General features: G+C 65.2%; 28 protein-coding genes. 15 read left to right on the forward strand and 13 right to left on the reverse strand.

Features of this window, described 5'->3' with window-relative positions:
- Positions 1-181: 181 nt before the first annotated feature.
- The 6 genes from ACSBOB_RS25145 to ACSBOB_RS25170 form a co-directional block, all read right to left on the reverse strand.
- Positions 182-991, reverse strand: a complete 810-nt coding sequence (locus ACSBOB_RS25145; protein WP_442578782.1) for a formylmethanofuran dehydrogenase subunit C — start codon at positions 989-991, stop codon at positions 182-184.
- Positions 988-1,896: a formylmethanofuran--tetrahydromethanopterin N-formyltransferase gene (gene fhcD / locus ACSBOB_RS25150; RefSeq protein ID WP_442578783.1), complete on the reverse strand. Its 909-nt coding sequence runs from the start codon at positions 1,894-1,896 to the stop codon at positions 988-990. Before fhcD ends, ACSBOB_RS25145 begins: the two co-directional genes overlap by 4 nt.
- Positions 1,893-3,515: a formylmethanofuran dehydrogenase subunit A gene (locus tag ACSBOB_RS25155; RefSeq protein WP_442578784.1), complete on the reverse strand. Its 1,623-nt coding sequence runs from the start codon at positions 3,513-3,515 to the stop codon at positions 1,893-1,895. Before ACSBOB_RS25155 ends, fhcD begins: the two co-directional genes overlap by 4 nt.
- The gene (locus tag ACSBOB_RS25160; RefSeq protein ID WP_442578785.1) at positions 3,509-4,594 is read right to left on the reverse strand and encodes a tungsten formylmethanofuran dehydrogenase; all 1,086 of its coding nucleotides are present in this window, start codon (positions 4,592-4,594) and stop codon (positions 3,509-3,511) included. Before ACSBOB_RS25160 ends, ACSBOB_RS25155 begins: the two co-directional genes overlap by 7 nt.
- A 161-nt stretch (positions 4,595-4,755) precedes the next feature.
- On the reverse strand, positions 4,756-5,208 hold the full coding sequence (locus ACSBOB_RS25165; RefSeq protein ID WP_442578786.1) for a hypothetical protein: 453 nt from the start codon (positions 5,206-5,208) through the stop codon (positions 4,756-4,758).
- A gap of 104 nt (positions 5,209-5,312) precedes the next feature.
- A complete protein-coding gene (locus tag ACSBOB_RS25170; protein WP_442578787.1) occupies positions 5,313-5,693 on the reverse strand; it encodes a 4a-hydroxytetrahydrobiopterin dehydratase in 381 nt (126 codons plus the stop codon).
- A 160-nt stretch (positions 5,694-5,853) separates the two neighbouring features.
- On the opposite strand from ACSBOB_RS25170, the gene ACSBOB_RS25175 reads away from it, so the two are divergent.
- The 7 genes from ACSBOB_RS25175 to fae all read left to right on the forward strand — a co-directional run bounded on the left by ACSBOB_RS25175 (position 5,854) and on the right by fae (position 12,726).
- On the forward strand, positions 5,854-6,822 hold the full coding sequence (locus ACSBOB_RS25175) for a beta-ribofuranosylaminobenzene 5'-phosphate synthase family protein (protein ID WP_442578788.1): 969 nt from the start codon (positions 5,854-5,856) through the stop codon (positions 6,820-6,822).
- Between the two features lie 29 nt (positions 6,823-6,851).
- Positions 6,852-7,748, forward strand: a complete 897-nt coding sequence (locus ACSBOB_RS25180; RefSeq protein WP_442578789.1) for an NAD(P)-dependent methylenetetrahydromethanopterin dehydrogenase — start codon at positions 6,852-6,854, stop codon at positions 7,746-7,748.
- Between the two features lie 13 nt (positions 7,749-7,761).
- Positions 7,762-8,856 carry an ATP-grasp domain-containing protein gene (locus ACSBOB_RS25185; RefSeq protein WP_442578790.1) on the forward strand — a complete coding sequence of 365 codons (1,095 nt, stop codon included), beginning with the start codon at positions 7,762-7,764 and terminating at the stop codon, positions 8,854-8,856.
- Positions 8,853-9,809 (forward strand): methenyltetrahydromethanopterin cyclohydrolase, encoded by a 957-nt coding sequence (mch, locus tag ACSBOB_RS25190; RefSeq protein ID WP_442578791.1) that lies wholly within the window; start codon positions 8,853-8,855, stop codon positions 9,807-9,809. Before ACSBOB_RS25185 ends, mch begins: the two co-directional genes overlap by 4 nt.
- 240 nt (positions 9,810-10,049) lie before the next feature.
- The gene (locus ACSBOB_RS25195) at positions 10,050-10,997 is read left to right on the forward strand and encodes an ATP-grasp domain-containing protein (RefSeq protein ID WP_442578792.1); all 948 of its coding nucleotides are present in this window, start codon (positions 10,050-10,052) and stop codon (positions 10,995-10,997) included.
- Position 10,998: 1 nt separating this feature from the next.
- The gene (locus ACSBOB_RS25200; protein WP_442578793.1) at positions 10,999-12,060 is read left to right on the forward strand and encodes a triphosphoribosyl-dephospho-CoA synthase; all 1,062 of its coding nucleotides are present in this window, start codon (positions 10,999-11,001) and stop codon (positions 12,058-12,060) included.
- A gap of 159 nt (positions 12,061-12,219) precedes the next feature.
- Positions 12,220-12,726 (forward strand): formaldehyde-activating enzyme, encoded by a 507-nt coding sequence (gene fae / locus ACSBOB_RS25205; protein ID WP_442578794.1) that lies wholly within the window; start codon positions 12,220-12,222, stop codon positions 12,724-12,726.
- A 160-nt stretch (positions 12,727-12,886) separates the two neighbouring features.
- Here fae and ACSBOB_RS25210 read toward each other — a convergent pair whose 3' ends face one another.
- Positions 12,887-13,597: a HisA/HisF-related TIM barrel protein gene (locus ACSBOB_RS25210; protein WP_442578795.1), complete on the reverse strand. Its 711-nt coding sequence runs from the start codon at positions 13,595-13,597 to the stop codon at positions 12,887-12,889.
- A gap of 30 nt (positions 13,598-13,627) precedes the next feature.
- Between ACSBOB_RS25210 and ACSBOB_RS25215 the strand changes: the two genes are divergently transcribed.
- The gene (locus ACSBOB_RS25215) at positions 13,628-14,665 is read left to right on the forward strand and encodes a hydantoinase/oxoprolinase family protein (RefSeq protein WP_442578796.1); all 1,038 of its coding nucleotides are present in this window, start codon (positions 13,628-13,630) and stop codon (positions 14,663-14,665) included.
- Between the two features lie 56 nt (positions 14,666-14,721).
- On the forward strand, positions 14,722-15,081 hold the full coding sequence (locus ACSBOB_RS25220; RefSeq protein WP_442578797.1) for a c-type cytochrome: 360 nt from the start codon (positions 14,722-14,724) through the stop codon (positions 15,079-15,081).
- Between the two features lie 29 nt (positions 15,082-15,110).
- Here the strand turns inward: ACSBOB_RS25220 and ACSBOB_RS25225 are convergent, their stop codons facing one another.
- The 6 genes from ACSBOB_RS25225 to ACSBOB_RS25250 form a co-directional block, all read right to left on the reverse strand.
- Positions 15,111-15,686 carry a DUF447 domain-containing protein gene (locus ACSBOB_RS25225; RefSeq protein WP_442578798.1) on the reverse strand — a complete coding sequence of 192 codons (576 nt, stop codon included), beginning with the start codon at positions 15,684-15,686 and terminating at the stop codon, positions 15,111-15,113.
- Positions 15,687-15,688: 2 nt separating this feature from the next.
- On the reverse strand, positions 15,689-17,083 hold the full coding sequence (locus tag ACSBOB_RS25230; RefSeq protein WP_442578799.1) for a DUF6513 domain-containing protein: 1,395 nt from the start codon (positions 17,081-17,083) through the stop codon (positions 15,689-15,691).
- Positions 17,084-17,202: 119 nt separating this feature from the next.
- On the reverse strand, positions 17,203-17,754 hold the full coding sequence (locus ACSBOB_RS25235) for a flavoprotein (protein WP_442578800.1): 552 nt from the start codon (positions 17,752-17,754) through the stop codon (positions 17,203-17,205).
- Positions 17,755-17,757: 3 nt separating this feature from the next.
- The gene (locus ACSBOB_RS25240; RefSeq protein WP_442578801.1) at positions 17,758-18,396 is read right to left on the reverse strand and encodes an amino acid kinase family protein; all 639 of its coding nucleotides are present in this window, start codon (positions 18,394-18,396) and stop codon (positions 17,758-17,760) included.
- Positions 18,393-19,598, reverse strand: coding sequence for a (5-formylfuran-3-yl)methyl phosphate synthase (locus tag ACSBOB_RS25245; protein ID WP_442578802.1), 1,206 nt, complete (start codon positions 19,596-19,598; stop codon positions 18,393-18,395). Before ACSBOB_RS25245 ends, ACSBOB_RS25240 begins: the two co-directional genes overlap by 4 nt.
- On the reverse strand, positions 19,595-20,023 hold the full coding sequence (locus ACSBOB_RS25250) for a DUF3280 domain-containing protein (protein ID WP_442578803.1): 429 nt from the start codon (positions 20,021-20,023) through the stop codon (positions 19,595-19,597). Before ACSBOB_RS25250 ends, ACSBOB_RS25245 begins: the two co-directional genes overlap by 4 nt.
- Before the next feature lie 172 nt (positions 20,024-20,195).
- Between ACSBOB_RS25250 and ACSBOB_RS25255 the strand changes: the two genes are divergently transcribed.
- From ACSBOB_RS25255 to ACSBOB_RS25280, 6 genes are all read left to right on the forward strand, one after another.
- Positions 20,196-21,452, forward strand: coding sequence for an ABC transporter substrate-binding protein (locus tag ACSBOB_RS25255; protein WP_442583825.1), 1,257 nt, complete (start codon positions 20,196-20,198; stop codon positions 21,450-21,452).
- Between the two features lie 23 nt (positions 21,453-21,475).
- Positions 21,476-22,450 carry a YVTN family beta-propeller repeat protein gene (locus tag ACSBOB_RS25260; RefSeq protein WP_442578804.1) on the forward strand — a complete coding sequence of 325 codons (975 nt, stop codon included), beginning with the start codon at positions 21,476-21,478 and terminating at the stop codon, positions 22,448-22,450.
- Between the two features lie 38 nt (positions 22,451-22,488).
- Positions 22,489-22,989 (forward strand): hypothetical protein, encoded by a 501-nt coding sequence (locus ACSBOB_RS25265; protein ID WP_442578805.1) that lies wholly within the window; start codon positions 22,489-22,491, stop codon positions 22,987-22,989.
- Positions 22,990-23,047: 58 nt separating this feature from the next.
- Positions 23,048-23,818, forward strand: coding sequence for an ATP-binding cassette domain-containing protein (locus ACSBOB_RS25270; protein ID WP_442578806.1), 771 nt, complete (start codon positions 23,048-23,050; stop codon positions 23,816-23,818).
- Positions 23,819-23,939: 121 nt separating this feature from the next.
- The gene (locus ACSBOB_RS25275; protein WP_442578807.1) at positions 23,940-24,791 is read left to right on the forward strand and encodes an ABC transporter permease; all 852 of its coding nucleotides are present in this window, start codon (positions 23,940-23,942) and stop codon (positions 24,789-24,791) included.
- Positions 24,791-25,585 carry a hypothetical protein gene (locus ACSBOB_RS25280; RefSeq protein WP_442578808.1) on the forward strand — a complete coding sequence of 265 codons (795 nt, stop codon included), beginning with the start codon at positions 24,791-24,793 and terminating at the stop codon, positions 25,583-25,585. Before ACSBOB_RS25275 ends, ACSBOB_RS25280 begins: the two co-directional genes overlap by 1 nt.
- The last annotated feature ends 66 nt before the right edge of the window (positions 25,586-25,651 follow it).

Genomic DNA, 25,651 nt, shown 5'->3' on the forward strand with positions numbered 1-25,651 from the left:
GCGAAGGCGGAGACTGATGCTCGTGCGAAAAATTCGGATGACCCTGTCGGCGTGGCCTACACTGCGCTTAACAATTGCCGAGCAGAAAACCGCCAAAATATTGGGACGATCAATCCAAAGCCCGCAAATTAAGGCGAGGTGAGTCGGGAGGGGGTGTTGCAAGTTACCGGTCTCTGCCTTCTCACCTCGGAAACAATATCTCCCCCAGCCCGAGCACGGCGTTGTCGCCGCCATATTTACGCGGCGCGCGGCCAAGCAGCGGGCGCTTCAAAATGCCCTCGGCGATCAGATGGCGGTCGAGCACGGCGGCGAAGCTGATGTCCGGCCCGCCGCTCTCGACGAAACTCGGCGACAGGTTTTGCGGCGCGCGGTCGAGCAGGATGGAGCCGCGCCGCATCAGATAACCCGGCAACTCGCCGACACCACCCACGACGACCAGCGTGCCCGCGATCATGCGGCAGCCGGCATGGTCGCCGGCGCCTTTCAGCACGGCGATCAGCCCGCGCCGCATGCGGTCGCCGGCGCGGGCTCCCGCCTTGCCGCGCACGATAAGCACGCCGCCCTTCATGCCGGCCATTTCGCCGGCCAGCGGGCCGCCAAGCTGGTCGCCCGCATCGCCTCTTATCTCCAGCCGGCCGCCGCTCATGCCCGAGCCGGCATGCGGCCCGGCGCCGCCCTCGACGATCAGCGAACCGCCCAACATCAGCCGGCCAGCCTGCGCGCCGACATTGCCGACGACGCGGACGGCCCCTTCACTCAAGTCCGCGCCGACGCGGTCGAAACGTGTGCTGCCGCCCTCGAAAACTATTTCTTTGAAATCCGCGCCGGACAGTTTGAAGACATCGCAGACCAGAAGCGCGCGCTTCGACATGCCGATGCGAATCTTTTCGATGTCGCCGCGCGCCATTCCACCAAGTTTCTGTGGGGTCAGCGGCGAGAGGTCGAGCCGCTCCGGCGGTTCTTCTCTCAGGCTGAAGGTCAGCGCTTTCACGGCAGCAGCTCCTTCAGGTGATAGTGGAATTTCCCGAGTTTTCCGCCGTAATTGCCGGCGCTGATGCGGCTTGCGCCCTTCCGCGGGCCGAGCCCGGTCACGGCGGCGATGCCGGCGCGCATGGCGGCGGCGACGGCGGCGCTGGTCTCGCCGTCGATGACGATCTCCAGCACGGCGTTGACGTCCGGCCCCAGTTCGCTGCGGGTCACGCCGCGCAGGGTCGGCGCGAAGGCGTCGTTGGTGGAGGCCATCATGCCCTTGTATTTGCCGCCGACTTTTGAGCCGGACCGCACGATGCCGCCCGGGAACGGCATGATCGCGCCCGGCACTTTTTCGATCGCTGCGACCGCCGCCTCGGCCGCTGCAAGAGCCTTCGCATTGCTGTCGGCGAGCAACAGAAGATTGCCGCCGCCGACCGCCTCCTTGGTCATGCCAGTGGTCGCCTCGCACAAAAACTCGCCGTCCATCACCGGCACGCGCCAAAAATGCTTGCCGCCGAGTTTTTTCGATATCTGCCAGCCGTCGCCAAAATAGCGCAGCGCCGAGCCCAGATTGAGCTGGTTGGCCCCATCCATGCCGGCAAAACAGGCGCTGCCGGGCGAGGTCAGCACGCATTGGCCGAGCCGGTTCTGCAACTGTTTTTGCAACTCGTCGGTGCTGACGGCGAAGATCATGACGCGGCAGCCGGGCCTTCCGTCAGGCGTCGCCGAGGCGGGAAGGTCGAGGTCGATCGCCGCCTCGCAGCCGCAGCCGATGACCGAGGTGGCGAAGCCGGTCATGGTCACCGCCGCCTGCCGCGCCCATTTGCGGTTCGGGCCGGTGATGACGATCGCCGTGGCGCGCATGCCGAAGGCTTCGGCAAAGGTGTCGTCGATCAGGACGCCATTCACCTCCAACTGGTTCATGCGACCTCCGCGAACGGTTTTTCGCGCCCGATTGCGGAGTCGGGGAACGAGAACCAGTCGAGCGACAGGCCGTAGCGATCCTGATAAAAACCCTCCATCCGCCGCACCATCGCCTTGTCCGGCGCGGGATTGAGCCTCAGCGCCCTGCCCCAGCGATAATGCGTGACCTCGCCGTCCTTCACGACCAAATCGCCGTTCTTGAACACCAGCGCCGCCGAGCCGAGCATTTTCGCGATGTCCTCGCCGCGCCGGTAGACCGCCACATCGGCCAGCGCGCCGGCGCCGAGATGGCCGCGATCCTTCAACCCCAGCAGTTTTGCCGGCGCCGCCCGCGTCATGATGGCGATCTCGTCAAAGGTGTACTCGCGGTCGATCGAGGCCAGCGTCGACAGCGCCATCGCTGATTTCGACAGCCCCGACGCCATGGCGGTGCGCGCGTCGCGGCGCATCAGCAGTTCGAACAGCTTTGGATAGGCGGTGAAGGGCGCGCCGTTGGGATGGTCGGTGGTGAAGAAGACGCGCCACGGATCGGTGATCAGCAGGAACAGTTCCAGCCCGATCGCCCATTGCAGCGTGCCGTAAAAATCCTCGCGGTAGCGATAGGGCACGATGCCGCCGCCATTGCCGTCGCCGTCCCAGATCACCCATTTTTTGGGATGCGCGGTGCCCCGCGCCGAGAACTGCCGCATCACGTCGGAGGAGACCGTGACGGTCTGGCCGAACATCACCTGGCCGATGTCGATGGTGACCTCCGGCGTGGCGTTCACCAGTTCGGCGAGGCGCGCCGCCTCCGACGAGAATTTTCGCTTGCCCTCCGTGCCGTAGCCGTAGAACTGCAGATGCGCGAGGTGCAGCGGAAGGCCTTCCGCGGCAGCGATGGTCGCGGCGGCGGTGTCGGCCGCGCCGGCGGCGCCCAGATTGTTGCAATGGACATGCAGCGGATGCGGCACGCCAAGCCGCCCGACCGAGGCCTGCAAGGCCTTGACGATGTTGCGTGAACTCACCCCGTAGGACGGCACGACATCGTCCAGCGAAAAATTGCGGACGTTCTCCTTGAAGGCGGCAGCCGCCCCCGCATTGATGACCTTCACGCCGAGCGCGCGGGTCGTGCCCACCGTCCAGGCGACATAGTCGTCGATCGCCTGCTCCGAGGCGCCGTCGCGGATCAGCGACAGCAGGAAATCATCATTGCCGAGGATCGCCAGCGTCGCCTTGTCGATGATCGGGATGTCGGCGAGTTCGAGATGTGTGTGCAGCGCCGCACCCGGATTCATCGCCGGCTCGACCACCGTGGTGAAACCCATTTTTGCGTAGAGGCAGCCGGTCTCGAAGGTCGACCAGCCGGCATTGGAAAGCGGCGTCTCAGCCGGCCGGGCAAGGTGCGCCGCATGCTGTTCGGGCAGCAGCAGCCGCGCCGTGTTCACATTGCCGCCGCCGATATGGGAATGGATGTCGATGGCTCCGGCCATGACGACGCAACCCGACGCGTCGAAGGTTTTGTCGGCCTTGCCGCCCGCCGGCGGCTCGACGATCTGCTCGTCGCGGATCCAGAGGTCGCCTTTTCCGGAGCGGCCGTTGACCGGATCGATGATGTCGCCGCCGGCGATTCTCGTCAGCATGGCAGCACCGCTCCGGCGGGAATTGCAGTTGCGATGGCGCGGAGGATGTCGGCGGCCGCCGAACGCTCCGACCGCGACCGGGCACCGGCGGCGATCAACGTGCCGACCTGCGCAGAATAAACCACGCCGTCATGATCGAGACCGGCCTGGCCGATGCCGATGGTGACGGCGGCGCCGGCAGCGGGTCCATCCGTCCGGGCGCACACGATGAGCGGCAGGTCATTCCTGGCCTTTGGCGGCGGCCGCTCCGGATCGCCGGAAATCCACAGATGGCAATCCGCCTCGCCGTCGGCAATCATGCGCGCCACGTCAAACCGCCAGGGATCGAATTCGGGAAAGCCGCGCGAAAAGCCGGTGCGCGGCGGAAAACCGGTCATCCAGCCGGAGGCCAGAGCCGCGCCCCAGCCGCTTTCGCTGGCGGCCAGCAGCAGGCCGGACGCGCGGCCGGAAGCGTTGAGGTCGGAGATCAACCCCTGCAGCATTTCCAGCGCGAGCGCATCGGCGGAATGGCCGGAATACAGGAAGACCGGATAGCGTGCCTTGGCAAGTGCGGCGGCGAAACGGTCGAAATTTTTCACCGGCGCGGTGACTTGGCGACCGGCGCATTGGGCACGGAGCCCGGCGAGCGTGGCTGAAAGCCCGTCGCCCTCGCAGGTGAGCGGCGTCGCCTTGCGCTTGCCGTCGAGCGCCGCCGCGGTGTTGCCAACTGAAAAGAACGCGCGCTCGGCGGCGGCGGGCAGGTCCGGTTGGGTCACGGCGAATTCAAGAAGGAGACGGCGGTGCGCCTCCGGCAATTCGCCGACGATCACCACGACATCGGCGCGCCGGCGCGCCTCGCCGGGCGCGACCGTCGTGCCGCCCCGGTCGGTCAGCAGCGCCGTCTCATGCGCCAGCGCCACGCCGTCGACATGGTCGTAGGCTGCGCCAACGCGCTCGGCGAGCGCTATCGCCGCCCGCGTGCCATGCACATCCGTATCGAAGCTGAAAACCGGGCACCGGCTCGATCGCAAAAGCGCCGCGGCTTCTTCCACCGCGCGCTGCAAAGGCGCTTCCCGGTTGCCTATCCACGCAACCGCCATTCACTACGCTACTTTCTGGTGCCGGCTATAGCCTAAACGAAAGCCGCCGAGCCGAAAACCCCCGCCGTCAAAAAGGATGCCGAAACCCGTCGCGGGGCGGCGAGCGCGAACTTGCCGGGCTGCGACGTGGCCCCGCTTCGATCTCGGACAGTTACGATTTGTCACCCATCCCGCACGATATGGAAGCCCATGAAGGTGCCTAGCCATATGGCCAACATCGTGAGGGCAAAGAGACACACCGCCAACGTCAGATTTCCGATTCCTTGGGCAGCGCTGTCCGATCGAAGATCACGAATACCTGTTTGCCATCTCTTTTTGGCTGCGGTGACCAGAACAAAACCTGCGGCAACGCCGGCAGCGATAGGCGGCAAACCCAGCAGCAAACGGGGCGGCGGCGGATCAATGACAAGGCCGACGATGGCCTTTCCGAAATCAAACACCATGACCGGAATGGCCGCCAGCAGGGCACCGGATGCCCCGCCAACGAGAGCATAGTAGTATAGTCTCGTGGTCGAACCCTTGGACAGCAAAGGCCGGCCGGATTGTTTACCAACCCGGTAATCGAGAACCAAAAAAGCCACGCTGCCGACCGTGGCCCAGAACCCGATCCACATTATCATTTTGGCAATGTAGGACGGATGTGTGAGCCCGTGTTTAATTCTCGCCCAAAACTCTAATCCGGTTTGCGGCGTGGCGTACGCGGCTTCAAACCAACCCCTCAATCGTACTTGATATACGCAAACCTCTGGTCGGTCGGCGGTGTGCCTTCCAGCGCCCCGCCGTCCTTCGCCGGCTGCCACAACACCACCTCGTCGATCTTCTTCGCCAGCTCGAAATCCTTGTCGGTGATGCCCTTGGCCGCATGGTTCTGCAGCTTGACCTCAACGAAGGCGTAGGATGCGGCGATGTCGGGATGGTGCCAGGCTGCCTCGGCCAGGTGGCCGACGGTGTTGATCACCATCAGCGTGCCCTTCCAGCTATGCGTCTTGTACTTTCGCCTGATCCAGCCGTTTTCGTAGCGCCATTTCGGCAGTTCCTTTTCAAGCCGCTCGGCGATCTCGGCCTCCGAATAGACCCGTTCTTTCGACGTTTCGCTCATTTCCGCCTCCCTGTTCGCTTACGTGCCTGATTCAACCGGCACCAAAGTAGAGGAAGCAGAAACGGTCTGCGCCGCTTGCTCCCCGGTCGAAAGCGGTTATCATGACCGCCAGGCACCTGAACTACCGTGATGCATGCATCATGCACCCATCGAGGGGTGGATGTCGAATTCTGTTACCATACGAGTGCCTGCCCGCCTTCATCTTGGCTTCCTCGACCCCAGCGGCAACGGTGGGCGGCGGTTCGGCAGCATTGGCCTGCCGCTGAGCGAGCCCGAAACCGTGCTGACGCTGTCGCGCGCCGCCGAGACTGTGGTGATCGGTCCCGAAAGCGAACGTGCTGCCTCGCATCTGGCGGCGCTGACCAAACGGCTCGGCATCCGCGCCCAGCACCGGCTGACGATCATGGACGCCATTCCGCGCCATGCCGGCCTCGGCTCCGGCACGCAGATCGCGCTGGCCGTCGCCGCCGCGCTCAGGACATTGCACGGCATGCCGCTCGACATCGACGACGACGCCACGCTCCTGGCGCGCGGCGGGCGGTCGGGCATCGGCATCGCCAGCTTCGACAGCGGCGGGCTGATCGTCGACGCCGGCAATGACGGCAGCGGCCGGCCGCCGCCGGTGGTGGCGCGGCTGCCGTTTCCGGAGGTCTGGCGGGCCATCCTCGTGCTCGACGACGCGCTCGACGGGCTGCATGGCGACGAAGAGATGCAGGCGTTCCGCACGCTGCCGCCCTTCCCCGTCTCCGGCACCGGCGAGATCTGCCGGCAGGTATTGACGGAGGTGATGCCCGCGCTGGTCGAGCACGATATGCAGGGTTTTGGCGCAGGCATTTCGGCGATCCAGCACCTGGTCGGCAATCATTTCGCGCCGGCACAGGGCGGCGTCTTCACCTCGAAGCGCGTCGAGGCCGTCATGCAGGCGCTGGCGAAGGCCGGCGCAGTCGGCATCGGCCAGAGTTCGTGGGGGCCGACGGGCTTCGCCTTCGCCCCGTCGCAGGCCGCCGCCGAACAGATGGTCGCGGCGGCCGCTCCGGCAGCCGGCGACGGCATCGAGATGAGGATCGTGCGCGGCAGGAACGCCGGCGCAACGATCAGCACGACCGGCCTGAACCTCGTCGGTAGTTGACGGTCCATCCCGCAGTCAGGGAGAAGAACATGGCGCGAAAACACATTCTTCATATGATCACGCCGCTCAAGCATATGAGCCCGTTCGACGTGAACATGGCGCTCGATGCCGGCTTCGATGCGGTCGTTCCCTATGTCGGCGTCGGCCTCGACGAGGTGACCGGCCTGGTGCAGGACGCGATTTTTTCGCGCCCGCCGGACGCCGGCGCCGACACCGGCATCTTCATCGCCGGCAAGGATGTTTCTCTGGCACTCGACATGTTCGACGCTGCGAAAAAATCCATGGTGCCGCCGTTCCAGGTCTCGGTGTTCGCCGACCCGGCCGGCTCGTTCACTACCGCCGCGGCGATGGTGGCCAAGGTCGAGAAGGCGCTGGCGAAAAAATTCGAACGGACCCTGAAGGATACGCGGATCACCATCTTCGGAGCCACCGGGGTGGTCGGCTTCTGCACGGCGGTGATCGCCGCCAGGGAGGGCGCGAAAGTCACCATCGTCGGGCACGATGGTGCAGAGCGTGTGAAAAAGGTTGCCGCCGAGATGAAGCGCCGCTTCGGGGTCGCGGTGGAGGCGGAAGACGGTTCGTCCGAGGCGAAGAAGACGGCGCTGGCGGAAGCCGCCGAGGTGATCCTGACTGCCGCCAAGGCAGGCGTGCAGGTAATCTCGAAAGCGCAACTCGCGGCCGCCGGCACATTGCTGATCGCCGCCGACGTCAACGCCGTGCCGCCGGCCGGCGTCGAGGGGCTTGGCGTGCATGCCAATGGCGAGCCGATCGACGGCAGCAGCGCCGTCGGCATCGGCCCGCTTGCTATCGGCAATGTAAAATACAAGGTGGAGGCCGGCCTGTTCAAAAGAATGATAGAAGCCGACAAGACCGTCACCTACGATTTCCAGGATGCATTCTCCCTTGCCCGCGAGTTCGCCAAATAGCGCCGGCGCCGTCATGATCGCCGCGATCTCGGGACGGGCGCTGGCCGCCGCCGCAAGGCGCGCCGGTTATCGCCCGCTCGTCGCCGACCTTTTTCGCGACACCGACACAGTGGCGCTTTCGGAGCGCGCAATCATGCTGCCCGGCGATCTCGCCCATGGCATCGACCACAAGCGGCTGCCCGACGCCTTGCTGGACCTGGCGGCCGGCGAACCGGTCGAGGCGCTGGTGGTCGGCTCGGGGTTCGAGCGCGAGCCGGCAATCGTCGATGATCTCGCACGGCATTTTCCGCTGGCCGGCAACAACGCCGCTGCAATCGACCATGTGAAGGATCCGCGGAAGCTCGCGGATGACTGCGCCGCACTCGGCATCCCGCACCCCAAATTCCGCTGGGAGACGCCGTCCGACCCGGAAAACTGGCTGGTGAAGACGGCGGGCGGCGCCGGCGGCGGCCATGTCGCCCGGGCGAATGGCGCAGCCGTGAAGCCCGGCCGCTATTTCCAGCTCTTCGTGCGAGGCAAAAGCGTCTCGGTGCTGTTCATAGCCGATGGGCGGACGGCTGACATCGTCGGCTTCAGCCGGCAGTGGACCTCACCCGCCCCCGGCGCGCCGTATCGTTACGGCGGCGCGGTGCGATTGCGCCGCTTCGACCGGAACGACTCCGCCAAGATCGGCCGCTGGCTGTCCGGGCTGACGCTTCGCGCCGGGCTCACCGGCCTGTGCAGCGCCGATTTCATTCGCGGCGACGGCGGCTACCATCTGGTCGAGATCAATCCCCGGCCCGGCGCGACGCTCGACATTTTCGACAGCGCCGAGGCGCCCCTCTTGAGGGCGCATATCGACGCCTGTCGCGGAAAGCCATTCCGCGTGCCGCGTTTCGACGACTGCATGGCGGCGCTCGTCACCTATGCCTCGCGGCCGGTCGAACGGTTTCCGAAAATCGCCTGGCCGGACTGGACGGCGGACCGCCAGCCGGCCGGCAGCACGCTTGCCGCCGGCGACCCGATCTGCACCGTTTTCGCGCGCGGGGACAGCGCCGGCGCAACACGGCGGGCAGCGCAGGCGCAGGCAAGGCAGTTGCAGAGCCAATGGGAAGGAGAGCGGACATGAAAAACGGATCGGCTTTCCTCAACGACAACGCCCAGCGCATCGCCGACGGCATGATTCGCGATGCCGAGCGGTTGCGGGTCACGGTGGCAAAAGGGCCGCTCGGCGAGACGCTGATCGACGCCGGTGCGAAGGTCGAGGGCAGCATCGAGGCCGGATTGCGCATGGCGGAAGCGTCGATGGGCGGGCTCGGTACGATCTCGGCTATGCTCGACCGCGCGTCGGAAAAATGGCCGTATACGATCGAAGTGCGCTCGTCGCAGCCGGTGATCGCCTGCCTCGGCGCCCAATATGCGGGATGGAACCTCTCCGGCGACGGCTATTTCGCCATGGGCTCCGGCCCGGCGCGGGCGCTTGCGCGGGTCGAACCGCTCTACGAGACGCTGGCCTACCGTGACACCGCGTCGTCCGCCGTGCTGATCCTGGAGACGGCGTCGCCGCCGCCGCCGCCGGTCGTCGAGAAGGTCGCCAAGGCGACCGGCCTGCCAACGGATAAACTGACCTTCCTCTACGCGCCGACACAGAGTCTCTCCGGCACGGTGCAGATCGTGGCGCGCTCGCTGGAGGTCGCCCTGCACAAGGCCAACGACCTGAAATTCCCGCTGGACAACATCGTCGACGGCATCGCCGCCGCCCCCCTGCCCGCACCGCACCCGGATTTTCTGACCGCCATGGGCCGCACCAACGACGCCATCATCTATGGCGGCAGCGTGCAACTTTTCGTGCGTGGACCGGCGAACGAGGCGCGGGCGCTCGCCGAACGCCTGCCCAGCCATACGTCGCGCGACCACGGAAAACCGTTCAAGGATATCTTCAAGCAGTTCAAGGGCGATTTTTACGCCATCGACCCGCTGCTGTTCAGCCCGGCGCGGGCGATCGTCGCGGCGCTCGACAGCGGCGAGACGTTTCGCGCCGGTCGGATCGATGCGGAGATGCTGGAACGGAGTCTTGGGTAGGGTGGTGCAGGCAGAAATCTCATTGTCGGCACTCTACGTTGCCCCCCTCTGTCCTACCGGACATCTCCCCCGCGAGGGGGGAGATTGGCCGGCCGCTAGGGTTTCGCCAATCAGCGACGTTGAAGGAAGAGCGGTAAGGCCAACGCTGCCAATCTCCCCCCTTGCGGGGGAGATGTCCGGCAGGACAGAGGGGGGCGCGACGAAACGCCGACCTCGCATTCCACTCATAGCATCCACCCCATGATCCCGCGCATCCTCATCGTCAACGACCGCTCCGGCCCACGCTCCAAAAGCCTCGCCTCGTGGCTGCGCAAGCGCGGTGCTATCGTGCGGAGCGTGCCGCTGGCCGCGATCGGCTTCGACACGCAGGCGCCGGCCGGGCTTGCCATTCCAGCCTTTGGCGGCGCGTTGCCGCATGCCGTGCTGGTTCGCTCGATTGAAGGCGGCTCGTTCGAGGCGGTGACGCGGCGGCTGGGCGTGCTGCATGCCTTCGCAAAACTCGGAGTGCCTGTCTGGAATTCGGCGCAGGCCATCGAGCGCTGCGTCGACAAGTCGATGACGACGTTCCTGCTCAAGAATGCCGGCCTGCCGACGCCGAAAACTTTCGCGGTCGAGGGGCTGGCTGCCGCGCAAATGGTCGCGGAACGTGAACTGCCGAACGGTCCGCTGGTGCTGAAGCCGCTGTTCGGCGCGCAGGGGCGCGGCATAAAATTGATCCGAGAGCTTTCCGACCTGCCTGCTTCGGAAGAAGTCGGCGACGTCTTTTATCTCCAGCATTACGTGCCGCGCCCCGGCCCCCCCTTCCGCGATTTTCGCGTTTTCGTCTGCGGCGGCGAGTCCGTGGCGATGATGAGCCGGCGCGGCGGCGACTGGATCACCAACGTCAACCGGGGAGCTACCCCCGAGCCGTTTGCCGGATCGGACGAGGCGGAACTGACTGACCTGGCGGTCGCGGCTACAGCCGCCGTCGGCGCGGATTTTGCCGGCGTCGACGTCATGCGCGCCGCCGACGGGCAGTTGACGGTGCTGGAGGTCAACAGCATGCCGGCCTGGTCAGGGCTGCAATCAGTGGTCAGCGTCGACATCGCCGACGCTATTGCCGCCGCGCTGCTGAAGTTCCTCGCCGACTGCGCCGAACACATGGCGACGCCACGCCCATACCGTTTCGCCGCGCCGGCGAATTCCTGACATGCTTTCGCGCGACGTTCTGCCAGGCGCCTACGAAGACGCCTGCCGTCTGGAGATCGAAGCGCTGAAGCCCGGCAACGTGCATGTCTTCGCCGACGGCCACCGCATGTCGGCCGCGCAGTTCCTGGAGAGTGCGCGCGTCTCGTCGCCGCCGCTGACCGATCCGGCATTGCCCGTAGGCCGTCGCATGCTGGAGGCGGTGCGCGCCACCCGGCAGGCGGTCGGCACCAACACCAATCTCGGCATCATTCTGCTCTGCGCGCCTCTGATCCGCGCTGCTGAAATGGACGGGACTATCGCATGCGAGATCACCCCTAACCCCTCGCCACAAGGAGGAGGGGGACCGGGTTACCCCTTCGACAACCGTCAATCGTCAACCAACTTACATGGCAGTGCGACACCGAAGTCCCCCTCCCCCTTGTGGGGAGGGGTTAGGGGTGGGGGTGCGCCGCGCGGCACTGCCTTCTGGTCTACCACATCCGATAGCTCTCCCGAAATCCGAAACCTGCGCGAAAACCTCCGGGCCGTGCTCGATGCCATCGACCTCGACGACACCGGGGCGGTGTTCGAGGCGATCGTCGCCGCTTCTCCCGGTGGCCTGGGCTCGACAGACGGCAGTGACGTGCGCGAGGCGCCGAAAGTGACGCTGGTCGAGGCAATGCGAGAGGCTGCCGGACGCGACCTGATCGCCCGTCAATATGCCAATGGTTTCGACGATATTTTCGAACTCGGCGTGCCGGCGCTGCAGGCGTCGCTGGAGCGCGGCGAGACCGGCATGTGGCCGACGATTGCCGTCTACATGGCCTTCCTGACAAGCTTCCCTGACAGCCACGTCACCCGCAAGCATGGCAGCGAAATCGCCCAAAAGGTGCTGGAGGAAGCGCAGGCCGTCCGCGCCGCGCTCGATGCGGCAACCGACGAGGTGGAGCGGGTCACGCTGTTGTCGGATTTCGACCGCGATCTCAAGGTGCGCGGCATCAATCCAGGCACCTCGGCCGACCTGACGGTGGCTTGTCTTTTAGTCCACATCCTCCTTCATCAACTTGCGCAATCGGGTGGTTGATGATTGAATTTTGGCAGCGAGGGACAGTACCTCGCGGCTATCTAGCCAACCGGTCCGGGCAAAAATCCGGATGCTGCCAACAAGGATAGTCGTCCATCGAGCGTCCGCTCGGTTGCGGCGTCTTGGACTCCATAAATTGTGTCTCGGAGGAAAACTGGCATGGCAAAGATCTCTAAAGTTCTGGTCGGCGAGTCGCTTATCGGCGACGGCAATGAAGTCGCCCATATCGACCTTCTGATCGGCCCGCGGGGGAGCGCGGTCGAATCGGCGTTCTGCAACGCGCTGACCAACAACAAGGACGGCTTTACCTCCCTCCTCGCGGTGATCGCACCCAATCTGCAGTGCAAGCCCAACACCGTGATGTTCAACAAGGTGACGATCAAGGGCGCCAAGCAGGCGGTGCAGATGTTCGGCCCGGCGCAGTTCGCGGTCGCCAAGGCGGTGCAGGACAGCGTCGCGGACGGCACCATTCCCGCCGAGGAAGCCGACGACGTGTTCATCTGCGTCGGCGTGTTCATCCACTGGGAAGCCAACGACGACGCCAAGATCCAGGACTTCAACTATCGCGCCACCAAGGAAGCGATCCAGCGCGCCGTGAGCGGCACGCCGACCGCCGCCGAGGCGACTGCCCAGCGGGACAAGGTGAAGCATCCGTTCGGCGCCTAGACAAGAGACAACCCCGCACAGGTAAAACCCCCAGCGGAGCCGGAGGGTCTGCTGCGCCGGTTGAAAAAGCTCTTGGGTCTCTGATACCGGGCCTCGAATGGCGACATTCGGGGCTTTCCCTCCCGAAGGCCCCGCGGCCTTTGGGCGGCTGGAGTTGTGGCTACCCCTCGCCCAGCGACGCCAGTTGCTGGGCGGTGAGAGTGTTGTCGTGCAGCGACGTAGCAACCAGCGCAGCGGTCACCCCGAGCGACGCCAGCGCCTTGATGTCGCCCATGTTGCGCACGCCGCCGGCGGCTATGATCTCTCGTTCGCCTGCCTTCGCCTTGATCTCCGCAAGCCGCGCCATATCCGGCCCGCCGGCGGTTCCGACCTTCGCCAGCGTCATGACGATCACGCGGTCCGGCCACAGTGCCGGATCGCCGAGAATGGATGGCGGACCGCGAAATCCATCGGCGAAGAAATCCAGCGACAGGATCAGGTTTTGGCGGTCGCAGAAGCGCCGCAGCAGGGTTTCGTCACGCTGCGATTCGGAGCCGAGCACCACGTATTTTCCCGGCATCGCCAAAGCCAAGGCAAGCTCGCCTTCGCCGGCGATACCGGCGTCGACCCAGAGTTCGGGCGGCTCCCGCATGGCGCGCAGCCCGGTCAGCGCGGCCTCGTTGGCCGGGCGGCCCTCTATGGCGTCGAGATCGGCGATGTAGAAAGTGGAAAACGGATGCAGCGTCCGCAGCCCGTTGGCGACCGCCACCGGGTCCGGGCTGGCGCTGAGCGGCGTGACGATCGGCCTGTAGTCCTCCCGCCGGCCGCGCACGGCGCGGACGACGACCCCGCCTTTCAAGTCCAGAACCGGAATGATACGCAACGCTGCCATTCGTCCACCCTTGTCATGAAAGCCTGAAGCTTGCCAAACGGAAAGACCATCATCGCCGGCTTCGATATCGGCGGCGCGCATCTCAAGGTGGCCCGCGTCGAGAACGGCCGCGTCGTGGCCGCCGCCTCCGTCGCCATGCCGCTTTGGCAGGGGCTCGACAAGCTCGACGCTGCCTTGCGCGAGACCGCATCGCTCTATGCCGGCAGCGACCTCAACGCCTTCACCATGACAGGCGAATTGGCGGACATCTTCCCGTCGCGCGACGAAGGCGTGGCGGCGCTGCTCGGCCAGATCTCATCGCATTTTCCGGATGGCGAAAAACTGATCTATGCCGGGCGTTCCGGCTTCGTCGGCGTCAATCGCGCCGCGGCGCTGCCGGGCGACGTCGCCTCGGCCAACTGGCATGCCACCGCCTCGCTGGCCGCACGGCTTGCCGGCAACGCGCTGTTCGTCGACATGGGCTCGACCACCACCGACATCATCCCGGTGCGCGACGGCGCCGTCGCCAGCCAAGGCTACACCGACGCCGAGCGGCTCTCGACGGGAGAACTCGTCTATACCGGCTTCACCCGCACCTTCCTGTTCGGCGTGGCCTCGTCGGCGCCGGTGCGCGGCCAGATGACGCCGTTGATGAACGAATATTTCGCCTCGATCGCCGACGCGCACCGCATCCTCGGGGTGCTCGACGAAGCCGACGACAAGCTTACTTCGGCCGACGGCCGGGAGAAGACGGTTGCCGGCTCGACCGCCAGGCTGGCGCGCATGGTGGGGCGCGACGCGGCCGATCTTTCGCCGCGCGAATGGCGCGACATCGCAGCGTGGTTCAGCGAGCAGCAATTGCGCATGGTGCATGACGCGGCGTTCCGGGTGGCCGGAACCCTGCCCGAAGACGCGCCCATCGTCGCCGCCGGCACCGGCCGCCGGCAGATCAAACGGCTGGCGGCACGTATGGGGCGCCGCTTCTTCGACCTCGCCGACATCATCCCGGCCGGCGACGCGGTTCGCGGCGAGGCGAGCAATGCCGGTCCGGCAACCGCCATCGCGCTTTTGGCGGGTGCCGTGTCATAAAAGCGGAACGGGCTTCGCGGCCGGGCGTTCATCCCCGAACTCCGGGAGGACTTCGCATGATGCGTTCCCTTGTCGCCCTGCTGCTGGCCGCGACGGCTGCTCCGGCGTTCGCCCAGAACGAAGGCCAGACCGCCTTCAACACCAACTGCCGCATGTGCCACACCATGAAGGAGGACGACAACCGCCAGGGCCCCAGCCTTGCTGGCGTGTTCGGCCGGAAGGCGGGATCGCAGCCGGGCTTCAACTATTCGCCGTCGATGAAGCAGTCCGGAATCATTTGGGACGAGGCCAATCTCGACAAGTTCATTGCCAATCCCGAGCAGGTGGTGAACGGCAACACGATGAAACCCTATGGCGGCATAAGCGATGCCGCGCAGAGGAAGGTGATCGTCGATTTCCTGAAGTCGGGTGGGTAGCTGCCGCCCAACTGCTTGTGCCAAGTCGCTTAGCTGTTCCCCGCCTCGTTGACGAAATGCTCGTCGACGCGCTGCATCAGCCAGCCCCACGCCTCTCGTTCCTCCGGCCCCGCAGTCTTGTCGATGCTAATGGTCAGGTAGCCGATCTCGGCCTCGATTTTTTCACGCGAAAGCATGGTCAGCCGGCTGACCAGGATCGCCAGTTCCAGCACCGCGGCTTTTGCGCGGTTGAAGCCGGTGAACGGGGCATGTACCCCTTCGCTCACGACGCGGCAGAAATGCCGGGGCCGTAGTGGATCATCCGAGACGTTCTCGACCTTGAGAACCGAATGAGCGAGAGCAGTTTCCAGGCGCGGCACCGGGCAGTTTTCGACCGGGACGGTCGGCCAATCGCGACGCCCGATCAGGCAACCGGCGAAGATGCGCACGTCGTCCGTGTAGCTGGCGACCGCGAAAGGTACGGCTGCGAGATTGTCGAGGGTCATCGAGGGGCGGAACGGAGCGATGACCCAGCCGTCGCGCTCGGCGATGATACCGATCGGCGCGATGTGGACCTTGCCGGCCGCATCGACGGTGGTGACGATCGACTCGCGAATGTAAGGCAAAACTAACGCTCCTTCTTCGCCTTCAGCGTATGGCCGGCCTCGGCTAGGCGCGTGCGGTCTTCCTGCGGCGCGGACGCGGCGACGCCCCAGGCCAGCGGCTCGTCCTGCACGTAGCGTTTTCCCAGCCGCCAGGCGATCTCGGCCTTCATCAGTTCCGCACCGAGATAAAAGGCATGCGCGCCGTCCGCCTCGACGCCAAGACCAGCGAACAATTCGAAGGCGTCTCTGGCGACTGCATGGCCGTTCTTGTTGAAGATGTGGATGCCGTCCTCAGCGGTGAGAATGCGGAAATTGGCGTCGCGCACGTCGGCGGCCAGCGCCTCGATGTCGGCGATGGTGGCCGGAAACGGCTTTCGGTCGTGCACCTGCAACAGGCCGGGATGGTAGCTGCGCGGCAGCGCACCGTCGCTCCGCGACGCGAACAGGATGCGGCGGGCGAGATCGTGCTCCTCGACGGTGCGCACCGTGTGCGGGCTGACGTGCACGGTCAGAACGTTGCCGATGTCGAGCTCGGAGCAGATGCCCGCCAGCACCGCCGTGATACCGGACGTGTCGGCGTCGGTCAGTTCGGTCAAATTGCCGGTGCCCATCATCAGATCGGCCTCCGGCCAGCGCCGGCGCGCCTCGATGAAGCGGCCGAGCGAGTCGGCGAAACCGAAATGGATCGGATCGAGCACCGGGTCGGCGATGAATTTTATGCCGGCCTTCTGTGCCGCCTCGATGGCGCGGCCGAGCGAATCAAGGTCGCCGGGAACCGCCGGGATCAGCACCGGCGTGACCGGATGCTCGAAGGCGAGCGGCAATGTGTTCTCATCCAGACTGAGCAGGAAATCCGCGCCCACCTCGGCGCCGGTGCGCAGTTCCTCGATATCAGCCGAATCGACGCTGACCGAAAGACCCTCGGCCTTCAGCATACGCACGGCCTCGCCAAGCTGCGGGAACGGCGTTTCCGGCAGGCAACCGATGTCGATCACGTCCGCACCGGCGGCGGCAAGTTGTCGCGCACGGATCAACAGGGCGTCGAGCGAAAGCCCCGATGCGTCGACGATCTCGGCGAAGATGCGCATGGCGTGCCGAGACAGGTCCGGCGGCTGGCCGGCGCGGCCCAGATAGGCCGGCAGGTCGGCGATCTCGTCCGGGCCGCGCACGAAAGGCACGCCGAAATGCGCGGACAGTTTGTCGAGATCGCCGCGATAGCGGCCTGGCAGGATGACACGGTCGGCGCCCTCCGGCAGTTTCAGACGGCGTTTTATGATCTCTTCCGTCATCAGCGCGGCCACCTTCACGCCGATGTCGACGATCTCCCACGCGAACGCCGTTTCGCCGAGGCCGGAAAGAAGCCGCTCCAGCCGCGCTTTGGCGAGATGGCCGGTGAGGAAGACAAGCCGCTCAGGCATGGGTGTTTGGAGAGGAAAAGCGCCGGGGACAGTTTACTTTCTTTCCGCAGAAAGGCGCGGCCGCTTCAAGGCTAGCTCGGGCGGAAAAAAGTAAACTGTCCCCCAGCACCGAGCGTCGCCTAACCATCGGCTTCCAGCTCCGCCCTGCGCCGCTCCACCGCCGCCCGCAATTCGGCCAGCGATTCCACCACCTGCGTGCGCTCGAACGCTTTCAGCCGCTCGGTGTTGTCGAGGTCGATCTTGCGCGGATAGACCTTTACCAGCCCGTGCGGGGCCATGGTCTCCAGTTCCGGCGCGGTGTCGCAGGCAAAGACGATCGACGGCACGCGGCATTTTCCGGCCTGCGCGAAAACGTTGGTGGCGAGCGTATCGGAAATGCCCCAGACACATTTCGCGACCGTGTTGGAACTCGCTGGCGCTATGACCACCGTGTGGTAGACGCCGTGATAGAACTCGCCGACGGGAATGGCGCTCGCCGTCTTGTCGTGCAGCACCCGCATCGTCTCGGGAAAATCGAGCTTCAGTTTGTACATGCGCAGGACTTCGTTCGCGGCCTGCGACACGAACACGTCGCAATGCTCCAGATCGCGGATCATCTGGAAGCTCTCGGTGAAAAAGTGGCCGGAGCCGGTCAGCACCCAGGCCCAGCGCGGGGTATGCAGTTTGGTCATGGCCTAAGCTGTCCTGCGAAGCCGGCCGGATGCAAGAGCGACCAAAGTGCCGGGCAATTTTCCCGACGCGAGATCCGCCGCGGCAGTCGCCGCATCGCGCGGACCGGCAAGACGAAGCGCCACGTTTTCCGGCATCATCGACGGCAGCGCCGCGTCGACCACGCCGCGCGCCGAAAGGCTGGCAACATCGTCCGAAGCGGAAAAACCGTCCGTCTGCTTGATCAGAAGCAGCGTCTCCGCCTCAAGCCGGCCGGCGAGCCAGGCGGCGAGCGAATCCGAGGTCACGTCCCATGAAACCGGGATTTCCGGCGCCGACACGGCCATCTCCGACGGCATCCAGACCGGGATGCGGCCGGTCGCCGACGCCGCCTCGATATCATCGACCGAGGGGGCCGGAACGAAACGCGGATGACGGTCGAGGATGACCTGCCCAAACTGCTCCATGGCAAGGATCGCCATTTTATGCGCAGCCGCATCGGAAAAGCCCATGGAGCGCTGTGCATCCCGGACCGTGTCAGCGAATGGACCGCCGCCGGGCACGACGACCAGCGGCGCGGCGCTTTCCATCAGCGCGGCAATCCAGGCGTCCAGTTCCGCCGTACGCGCCGTGCTGCCGCCGAGCTTGACGACAGTTGGCTTCACGAACCGATGCCCTTCTGGCCGAAGCCTGAGAACGTCTTGTCGTCGCCGGCAATGCCGCCCGACGTTCCGCCGGACGACAGGCTGGACGATTGCTGCTTGGCGCGCTTGCGTTCGATCTCGACGCCGACGCCGCCCGGTCCGAGCTCCAGCTTCTGCACGCTGACCGTCACCCGCATGACACGCGGGTCCTCCAGCACGACAGCCGCGACCTGTTCGGCCAGCGTCTCGCTCAACTCGACATGGCCGCGCGCCACGATGGTGCGGATGCCGTCGGTGATGATGTCGTAGGAGACGATGTGGCGCATGTCCTCGGGATTGCTGGTCATGCGCTGCACGTCGGCGGACACGTCGAACCGCACTTTTTGAGTGTGGCCGTGCTCGAAACTGTAGGCGCCGATCTGCACCGGCAGGACGAAATCGCGCACGAATATCTTGTCGGTGCCGAGCGCCGGATCGCTGGCGCCCGGCGAATAGCCGCGCGCCGCCAGCAGCCGGTAGTCCACGGTCGCCGACTGGTCGAGCTGCCGCTCTTCCGGAATCAGCGAGCGGATACCGGCCACCGCCTCCGCGTCGATTGCGGCTGACCGCCCCGACTGGCCGCAGAGCGCGCCGCGAAAACCGAGGAAATCCGGCGAGAACGGCAGCAGCCTCGGAATGTCCGGCGCTTCAAGCGAGCCGGCGAGGCCGACCTTCATGCCAAGCTCGCGCACTTTCGCCACGAAAGCCGGCATGCGCTCCGGCGGCATATGGTCGAGCAGCCGGCCGTTTGCCTTGTCGGCCGTATCGACCATCGCGGCATGGAAGCCGCTTTGCGCAAACACCGGCAGCAGGTTGAAATCGGGTTTCCGGTCAGCGAACAGCACGGCGACCAGTTTCGTGCGCCGGGCGAGCGGCGCCAGCGTGCGGGAACAGGCCGCCGCCTCGTCGGACGGGAAGAACCCGACCTTGACGTAGCCGACGCCGGTCGCCGCGATCTCCTCTGCCTTGGTGCGGATCGTATAGGGATGCATCGGCAGGTCGCCGCAGACGGCGCTCGTCTCGGCGCGCATGCCCACGGCTGAAACCGTCTCGCGGATCACATCCGTCGCCACGGCGCCGAGCGCGCCCGCCTTCGGGTCTTTCAAGTCAATGATGTCCGCGCCGCCGGAAATCGCGATCTCGGCTTCGGCGACGCCGGTGACGCTGGCCAGCATCTTGGTCATTTCTTGAACTTCTCCAGCCTTGCGGACAGCACGTTGCGATAGAGATAGCTGATGGCGCGCCGCCAGGATTCGTCGGTGTTCCCGCGCATGTCCACCACCGCACTGGTCAGCGGCGTGGACGTCGCGGCGTCACGCACCCGGACATTCATGCTGAGCACAAGTTCGGAGACCTTGTAGACGACACCGGTCACCGCATAGTCAGCGCCGAGTTCGCGCGCAAAATCGTCGGTGCAATCGCCGCAGGATTGCAGATTGGCGGCGGCAACCTTTGCCGCGACGGGCGCGGTGTCGATCACCTCGAAGCCCGACTTGGCCAGAGAATCGCGCAAATCCCGCGTCACCTCGTCCAGCCGCTTCTGCTCGGCCACATGCTTGTCCGGCGTGCCGGGCACGACATCGCCCTGCGCCAGTTCGAAGGGGAACACCGCGACCTTCTGCCCCGCGGCCGCCGCACCCGTCAAAACGCAGATGCCGAAAGCTGCCGCAAAAAGTGAACTTATAGGGGTTGCGATTGTATGAAGCTTGGCTAAGCTCATCATGGCACCGGAATTTCGTAGCGTTTTGCCCCGCTTAGGCGGGGCGGCGAGGCATTTGGATATGAAGAGCATGGTGCCGAATACTCTTGCCATCTTCATCGGACTTTTTTTGGCGAGCGTCAACGTATGCGCGGTTGTCGCCCAGGAAACCGCGCCGCAGCCCAAGGCGGAAGCACCGGCGAAGAAGCCCGAAAAACCGGCGGTCGACATAAAGCTCGGCTATCTCAGAGCCTACGAGCCGCAACTGGCGCTGTCGGTGCTCGACATCGCGCCGCGCGACGAGGGCGTGGCCGGTGCCAACGTGGCGATCGCCGACAACAACACGACCGGAAAGTTCCTCAACCAGAAGTTTACGCTTGACGTGACCGAGGTGAAGCCCGACGCCGACGTCGTTCCGGTGTTCAACGAGATGGTCGCCAAGGGCGATCGCTACGTGCTGACCGATCTTTCGGCAAAACAGCTTCTGTCGATCGCCGACATCGCCCGCGACAATGGCGTGCTGCTGTTCAATGTCGGCGCCACCGACGACAGTCTGCGCGAGGAAGAGTGCCGGGTGAACGTCTTCCACACCGCGCCAACCCGCAGCATGCTGGCCGACGGGCTGGCGCAGTACCTGATCTGGAAGCAATGGCGCAAATGGGTGCTGGTCTATGGTTCGCACGAGCGCGACCAGCTTTTTGCAGACGCGCTGCGCCGCGCCGCCACCCGCTTCGGCGGCGAGATCGTGGCGGAAAAGGAATTCAAGGACACCGGCACGGCGCGGCGCACCGATTCCGGCGTGGTACAGATCCAGCGTCAATTGCCCGTCTTCATGCAGGACCTGCCCGACCATGACGTCGTGCTTGTCGCCGACGAGAGCGAGGTGTTCGGCACCTACGTCCCCTTCCGCACCTGGATCCCGCGGCCGGTCGCCGGCACGGCGGGGCTCACACCTTCCGGCTGGCACCCGGCCAGCGAACAATGGGGCGGCTCGCAGATCCAGAACCGTTTTGCCAAGGCCAGCGGCCGGCGCATGCTGTCGAAGGACATGGCCGCGTGGACGGCGGCGCGCATCATCGGCGACGCCGCCACCCGCACCCAGGGCGGAGATCCAGCCAAGATCGAGGCGTTCATCCGCGACGACAAATTCTCCATCGCCGCTTTCAAGGGCCAGAAGCTGACGTTTCGCAAATGGAACTGGCAGCTTCGCCAGCCGATCTTTTTGGGCGACGGCCGCTCGGTGGTGACGACCTCGCCACAGGAAGGGTTTCTGCACCAGTTTTCCGAACTCGACACGCTGGGCGTCGACCAGCCCGAGACCAAGTGCGTGCTGAAATAACAATGACTAACGGGAGGAATTTGATGCGAACGAGCCTTTCCGCGCTCGCCCTGATGGCGGGGCTGGGATTTCTGGCCAGCCCGGCCTCGGCCTACACGGTCTACGTCTCCAACGAGAAGGACAACACCGTCACCGTCCTCGACTCGGCGACCATGCAGGTCACCAAGACCATCAATGTCGGCCAGCGGCCGCGCGGCATCACCATCTCGCATGACGGAAAGTTCGTCTATCTCTGCGCCAGCGACGACGACACGATCGAGGTGATCGACACGGCAACCTTGCAGATCGTTGACACGCTGCCCTCCGGTCCCGATCCGGAACTCTTCGTGCTGTCGCCCGACGGCAAGACGCTCTACGTCGCCAACGAGGACGACAACCTCGTCACCGTGATCGACCTGGAGTCGAAAGCGGTGCTGTCCGAAATCCCGGTCGGCGTCGAGCCGGAGGGCATGGGCGTCAGCCCCGACGGCAAGACCATCGTCAACACGTCGGAAACGACGAACATGGCGCATTTCATCGACGCGTCGACGCATGAGATCACCGACAATGTGCTGGTCGATTCCAGGCCGCGCTTCGTCGAGTTCAAGCCGGACGGGTCGGAGGCCTGGGTCAGCGCCGAGATCGGCGGCACGGTGTCGATCATCGACAATGCGACGCGCGAGGTGAAGCACAAGATCACCTTCGAGATTCCCGGCCTGCGTTCCGAGGCGATCCAGCCGGTCGGCATCCGCATCACCGCCGACGGCAAGAAGGCCTATGTGGCGCTTGGACCCGCCAATCGCGTCGCGGTGGTCAACACCGAGACCTACGAGGTCGAGAAATACGTGCTGGTCGGCCAGCGCGTCTGGCAGCTCGCCTTCACGCCGGACCAGAAGACCATCATCTCGACCAACGGCGTGTCCAACGACATCACCTTCATCGACGCGGCGACCGACGAGCCGGTGCAGTCGGTGACGGTGGGGGCGCTGCCGTGGGGCGTGGTCGTTTCCCCGAACTGAGAAAAAGAATCAGGCAACCAGCAAAAGGGTAGGAAATCATGAGAAAATTTCGGGCAATCGCTTTCGCGTCGCTGATCGGGCTGGCGTTCGCGCACGGGCAGGTGTGGGCGCAGGACGCGGACGACGATGACGACGACGACAAGCCCGCCGCAGCCGAACAGGCCGCTCCTGCCGCCGCCGAGAAACCGACGCGCGCCAGCAAGGATGTGCCGGAACTCATCCTCGGCTCGAAGGAAGACCAGTTCACCGTCAACCAGAAGGATTTCAATCTGATCGCCGGCCAGGGCTACCGCTGGAAGATCACGGCGGCGGGCGGGTTGGAATACAAGTTCAACACCGACCTGTTCCGCAACGTCTGGAACAACCAGATCGTCATCAGCGACCTCGAGGTCCACATGAACGGTGCGCCGGCCTGGCTGGAATTCGACGCCGACGGCACCATCCAGGTGCAGTTCACCACGGTGCGTCCAGGCATCTACACCTGGTCGGTGCCGGACCTCGCCGACAAGGGCATGAAAGGCACCATTACCATAAAGTAGGAACTGGCATGGGCCGCCTGCCGCGCTAGTTTCGGCTGCGCGGCGGGAGGGCGCACGAATGCAACAGATGACCGCCCTCGACCAGGCAAACGGCATCGCGGCGCTCGACGTCGCCGCCGTCAGCCATGCCTATGGCCCCAAGAAAGCGCTGGACAACGTCTCCTTTGCCATCGCACCCGGCACCTTCACCGTGCTGCTCGGGCTCAACGGCGCCGGCAAGACCACGCTGTTCTCGCTGATCAGCCATCTCTACGACACGCGGCAAGGCAAGATCCGCATCTTCGGCCATGACGTGACGCGGGCTTCCGGCGAGGCGCTGCGGCGGCTGGGCATCGTCTTCCAGGCGCGCACGCTCGACCTCGACCTCAGCGTCCACCAGAACCTTTCCTACCATGCCTCCCTGCACGGCATCGGCTCCGGCGAGGCCCGAAAGCGCATCGGCGCGGTGCTGGAGACCGTCGACATGGCGAGCCGCCTGCATGACAAGGCGCGCAGCCTGTCGGGCGGCCAGATGCGGCGCGTCGAGATCGCGCGTGCTTTGCTGCATCGGCCGCATCTGCTGTTGCTCGACGAAGCGACGGTCGGACTGGATGTCCAGTCGCGCGCGGGCATTTTGGCCGACATCCGCCGGCTGGTGGCGACGGAGGGCATCAGCGCATTCTGGGCGACACATCTGATCGACGAGGTGGACGAGCGCGACCATGTCGTGGTGCTTTCGGAGGGCAAGGTCGTCGCCAAGGGCGTCGTGGCTGATGTCATTGCTTCGACCGGATCGAAGACAATCGGCGAGGCGTTTTCGGCGCTTACGGGCAAGAGGGCGCGGGGATGAACTCTATCGCCCATGGAATTTATCCGCTCCGATCCGGCTTCGCCGGCTCGTTCCGGCGTCTCGCCGCAGGCGAGGCTTGGAGGATCACTCGCCCAAGCAAACAGCGCGCGGAGGCTGCCCCATGACCCTCTCCGCCGCGCCCCTGCCCGCCCCAGCCTTCGGCCTCTACAACTACCTGGTCTGCCTGAAAGGCGTCCTTGTCCGCGAGGGACTACGCTTCCTCAACCAGCGCGAACGCTTCATCTCGTCGCTGGTGCGGCCGCTGCTGTGGCTGTTCATCTTCGCGGCCGGCTTCCGCCAGGTGCTCGGCGTGTCGATCATCCCGCCCTACAAGACCTACGTGCTCTACGAGGTCTACATCACGCCGGGACTGTGCGGCATGATCCTGTTGTTTTCCGGCATGCAGTCGTCGCTGTCGATGGTCTACGACCGCGAGATGGGCAACATGCGCACGCTGCTGGTCAGCCCCTTCCCGCGCTGGTTCCTGCTGGTGTCGAAACTGCTCGCCGGCGTCGTCGTGTCGCTGGCGCAGGTCTATGTCTTCCTCGCTGTCGCCTGGTTCTGGGGCGTCAAGGCGCCGCCGATCGGCTATCTGATGGTGCTGCCGGCGCTGTTCCTCGCCGGGCTGATGCTGGGCGCACTCGGCCTGCTGCTGTCGTCGGTGATCAAGCAGTTGGAGAATTTCGCCGGCGTCATGAACTTCGTGATTTTTCCGATGTATTTCGCCTCGCCGGCGCTCTATCCGCTTTGGCGCGTGCAGGAATCAAGCCCCCTGCTCCACAGGATCTGCCAGCTCAACCCGTTCACCTACGCGGTCGAGCTGATCCGTTTCGCCTTCTACGGGCAAGTCGAATGGGTATCGCTGGCAGTGGTGGTCGGCTTCACGGCGATTTTCCTGGCCGCCGCAATCATCGCCTACGACCCGTCGCGCGGACTGGTCATCCGCAAACAGGATACGGGAGGAAACGGCTGATGCAAATGAATGCCCCCTCCACCGCCTCCGGCGGTCCCACTCCCCCGCTTCGCAGGGGAGGATCCAAGGTCGCGGCCGGCTGCAGCGTCGATCCTCCCCCGTTTACGGGGGAGGGACACCACGCGAAGCCTGGTGGAGGGGGCGTCACCGGTCGTCCCTCAGTTTACCGGCACGGTCTGCAAACCCTCATCGCTTACCTACTATTCCTCGCCCTCCCCGCCTCCACCCTGGCAGCCCAGAAACAGGACGCCGACTGGCCCTGCATCCAGCGAAAGGTGCCGGAACTGTCGCTCGGCCAGATCTGGAACGGCCCCGAATTGCCGGCCTCCGCCGCCGGCTGGTCGCAGGACGGAGACATCGACACGCTGGTGCGCGAACTGGCGGCACGGCGCGTGCCGGTCGCCGAGGCGGAGCAGGAGATCCGCGATTTCGCCGCTGCGCTGCCGAAGGACAAGGCACAGGAGCAACTCGCAAAACTGTTCCAGGGCCTGTTCGACCACATGAACGGCGAGCGCGCGCAGGTGATGTCCGGCATCGGGCGTTATGCGCGCAACCAGATCCAATTGGCGGAACGGCTGCGCAAGGAAGGCTCGGAGGTCGACGCCATGCGCGCCAAGGCGGATGCCGACCCAGGCGAGATCGCGCGGCGGACCGACCGGCTGGTGTTCGAAACCCGCATCTTCGACGAGCGCGTGCAGTCGCTGACCTATGTCTGCGAGGTGCCGACGCTGATCGAGCAGCGGCTCTATGCGCTGGCGAAGGTGGTGGCGGAGGAGATGAAGAAGGGGCAGTAGGGCAGTAGGGCAGTAGGGCAGTAGGGCAGTAGGGCAGTAGGAAAGAGATTGCGATTTCACGAGGCA

Origin of the sequence: Mesorhizobium sp. KACC 23794 (assembly GCF_052180275.1) — a bacterium.
Classification (GTDB): domain Bacteria; phylum Pseudomonadota; class Alphaproteobacteria; order Rhizobiales; family Rhizobiaceae; genus Kumtagia.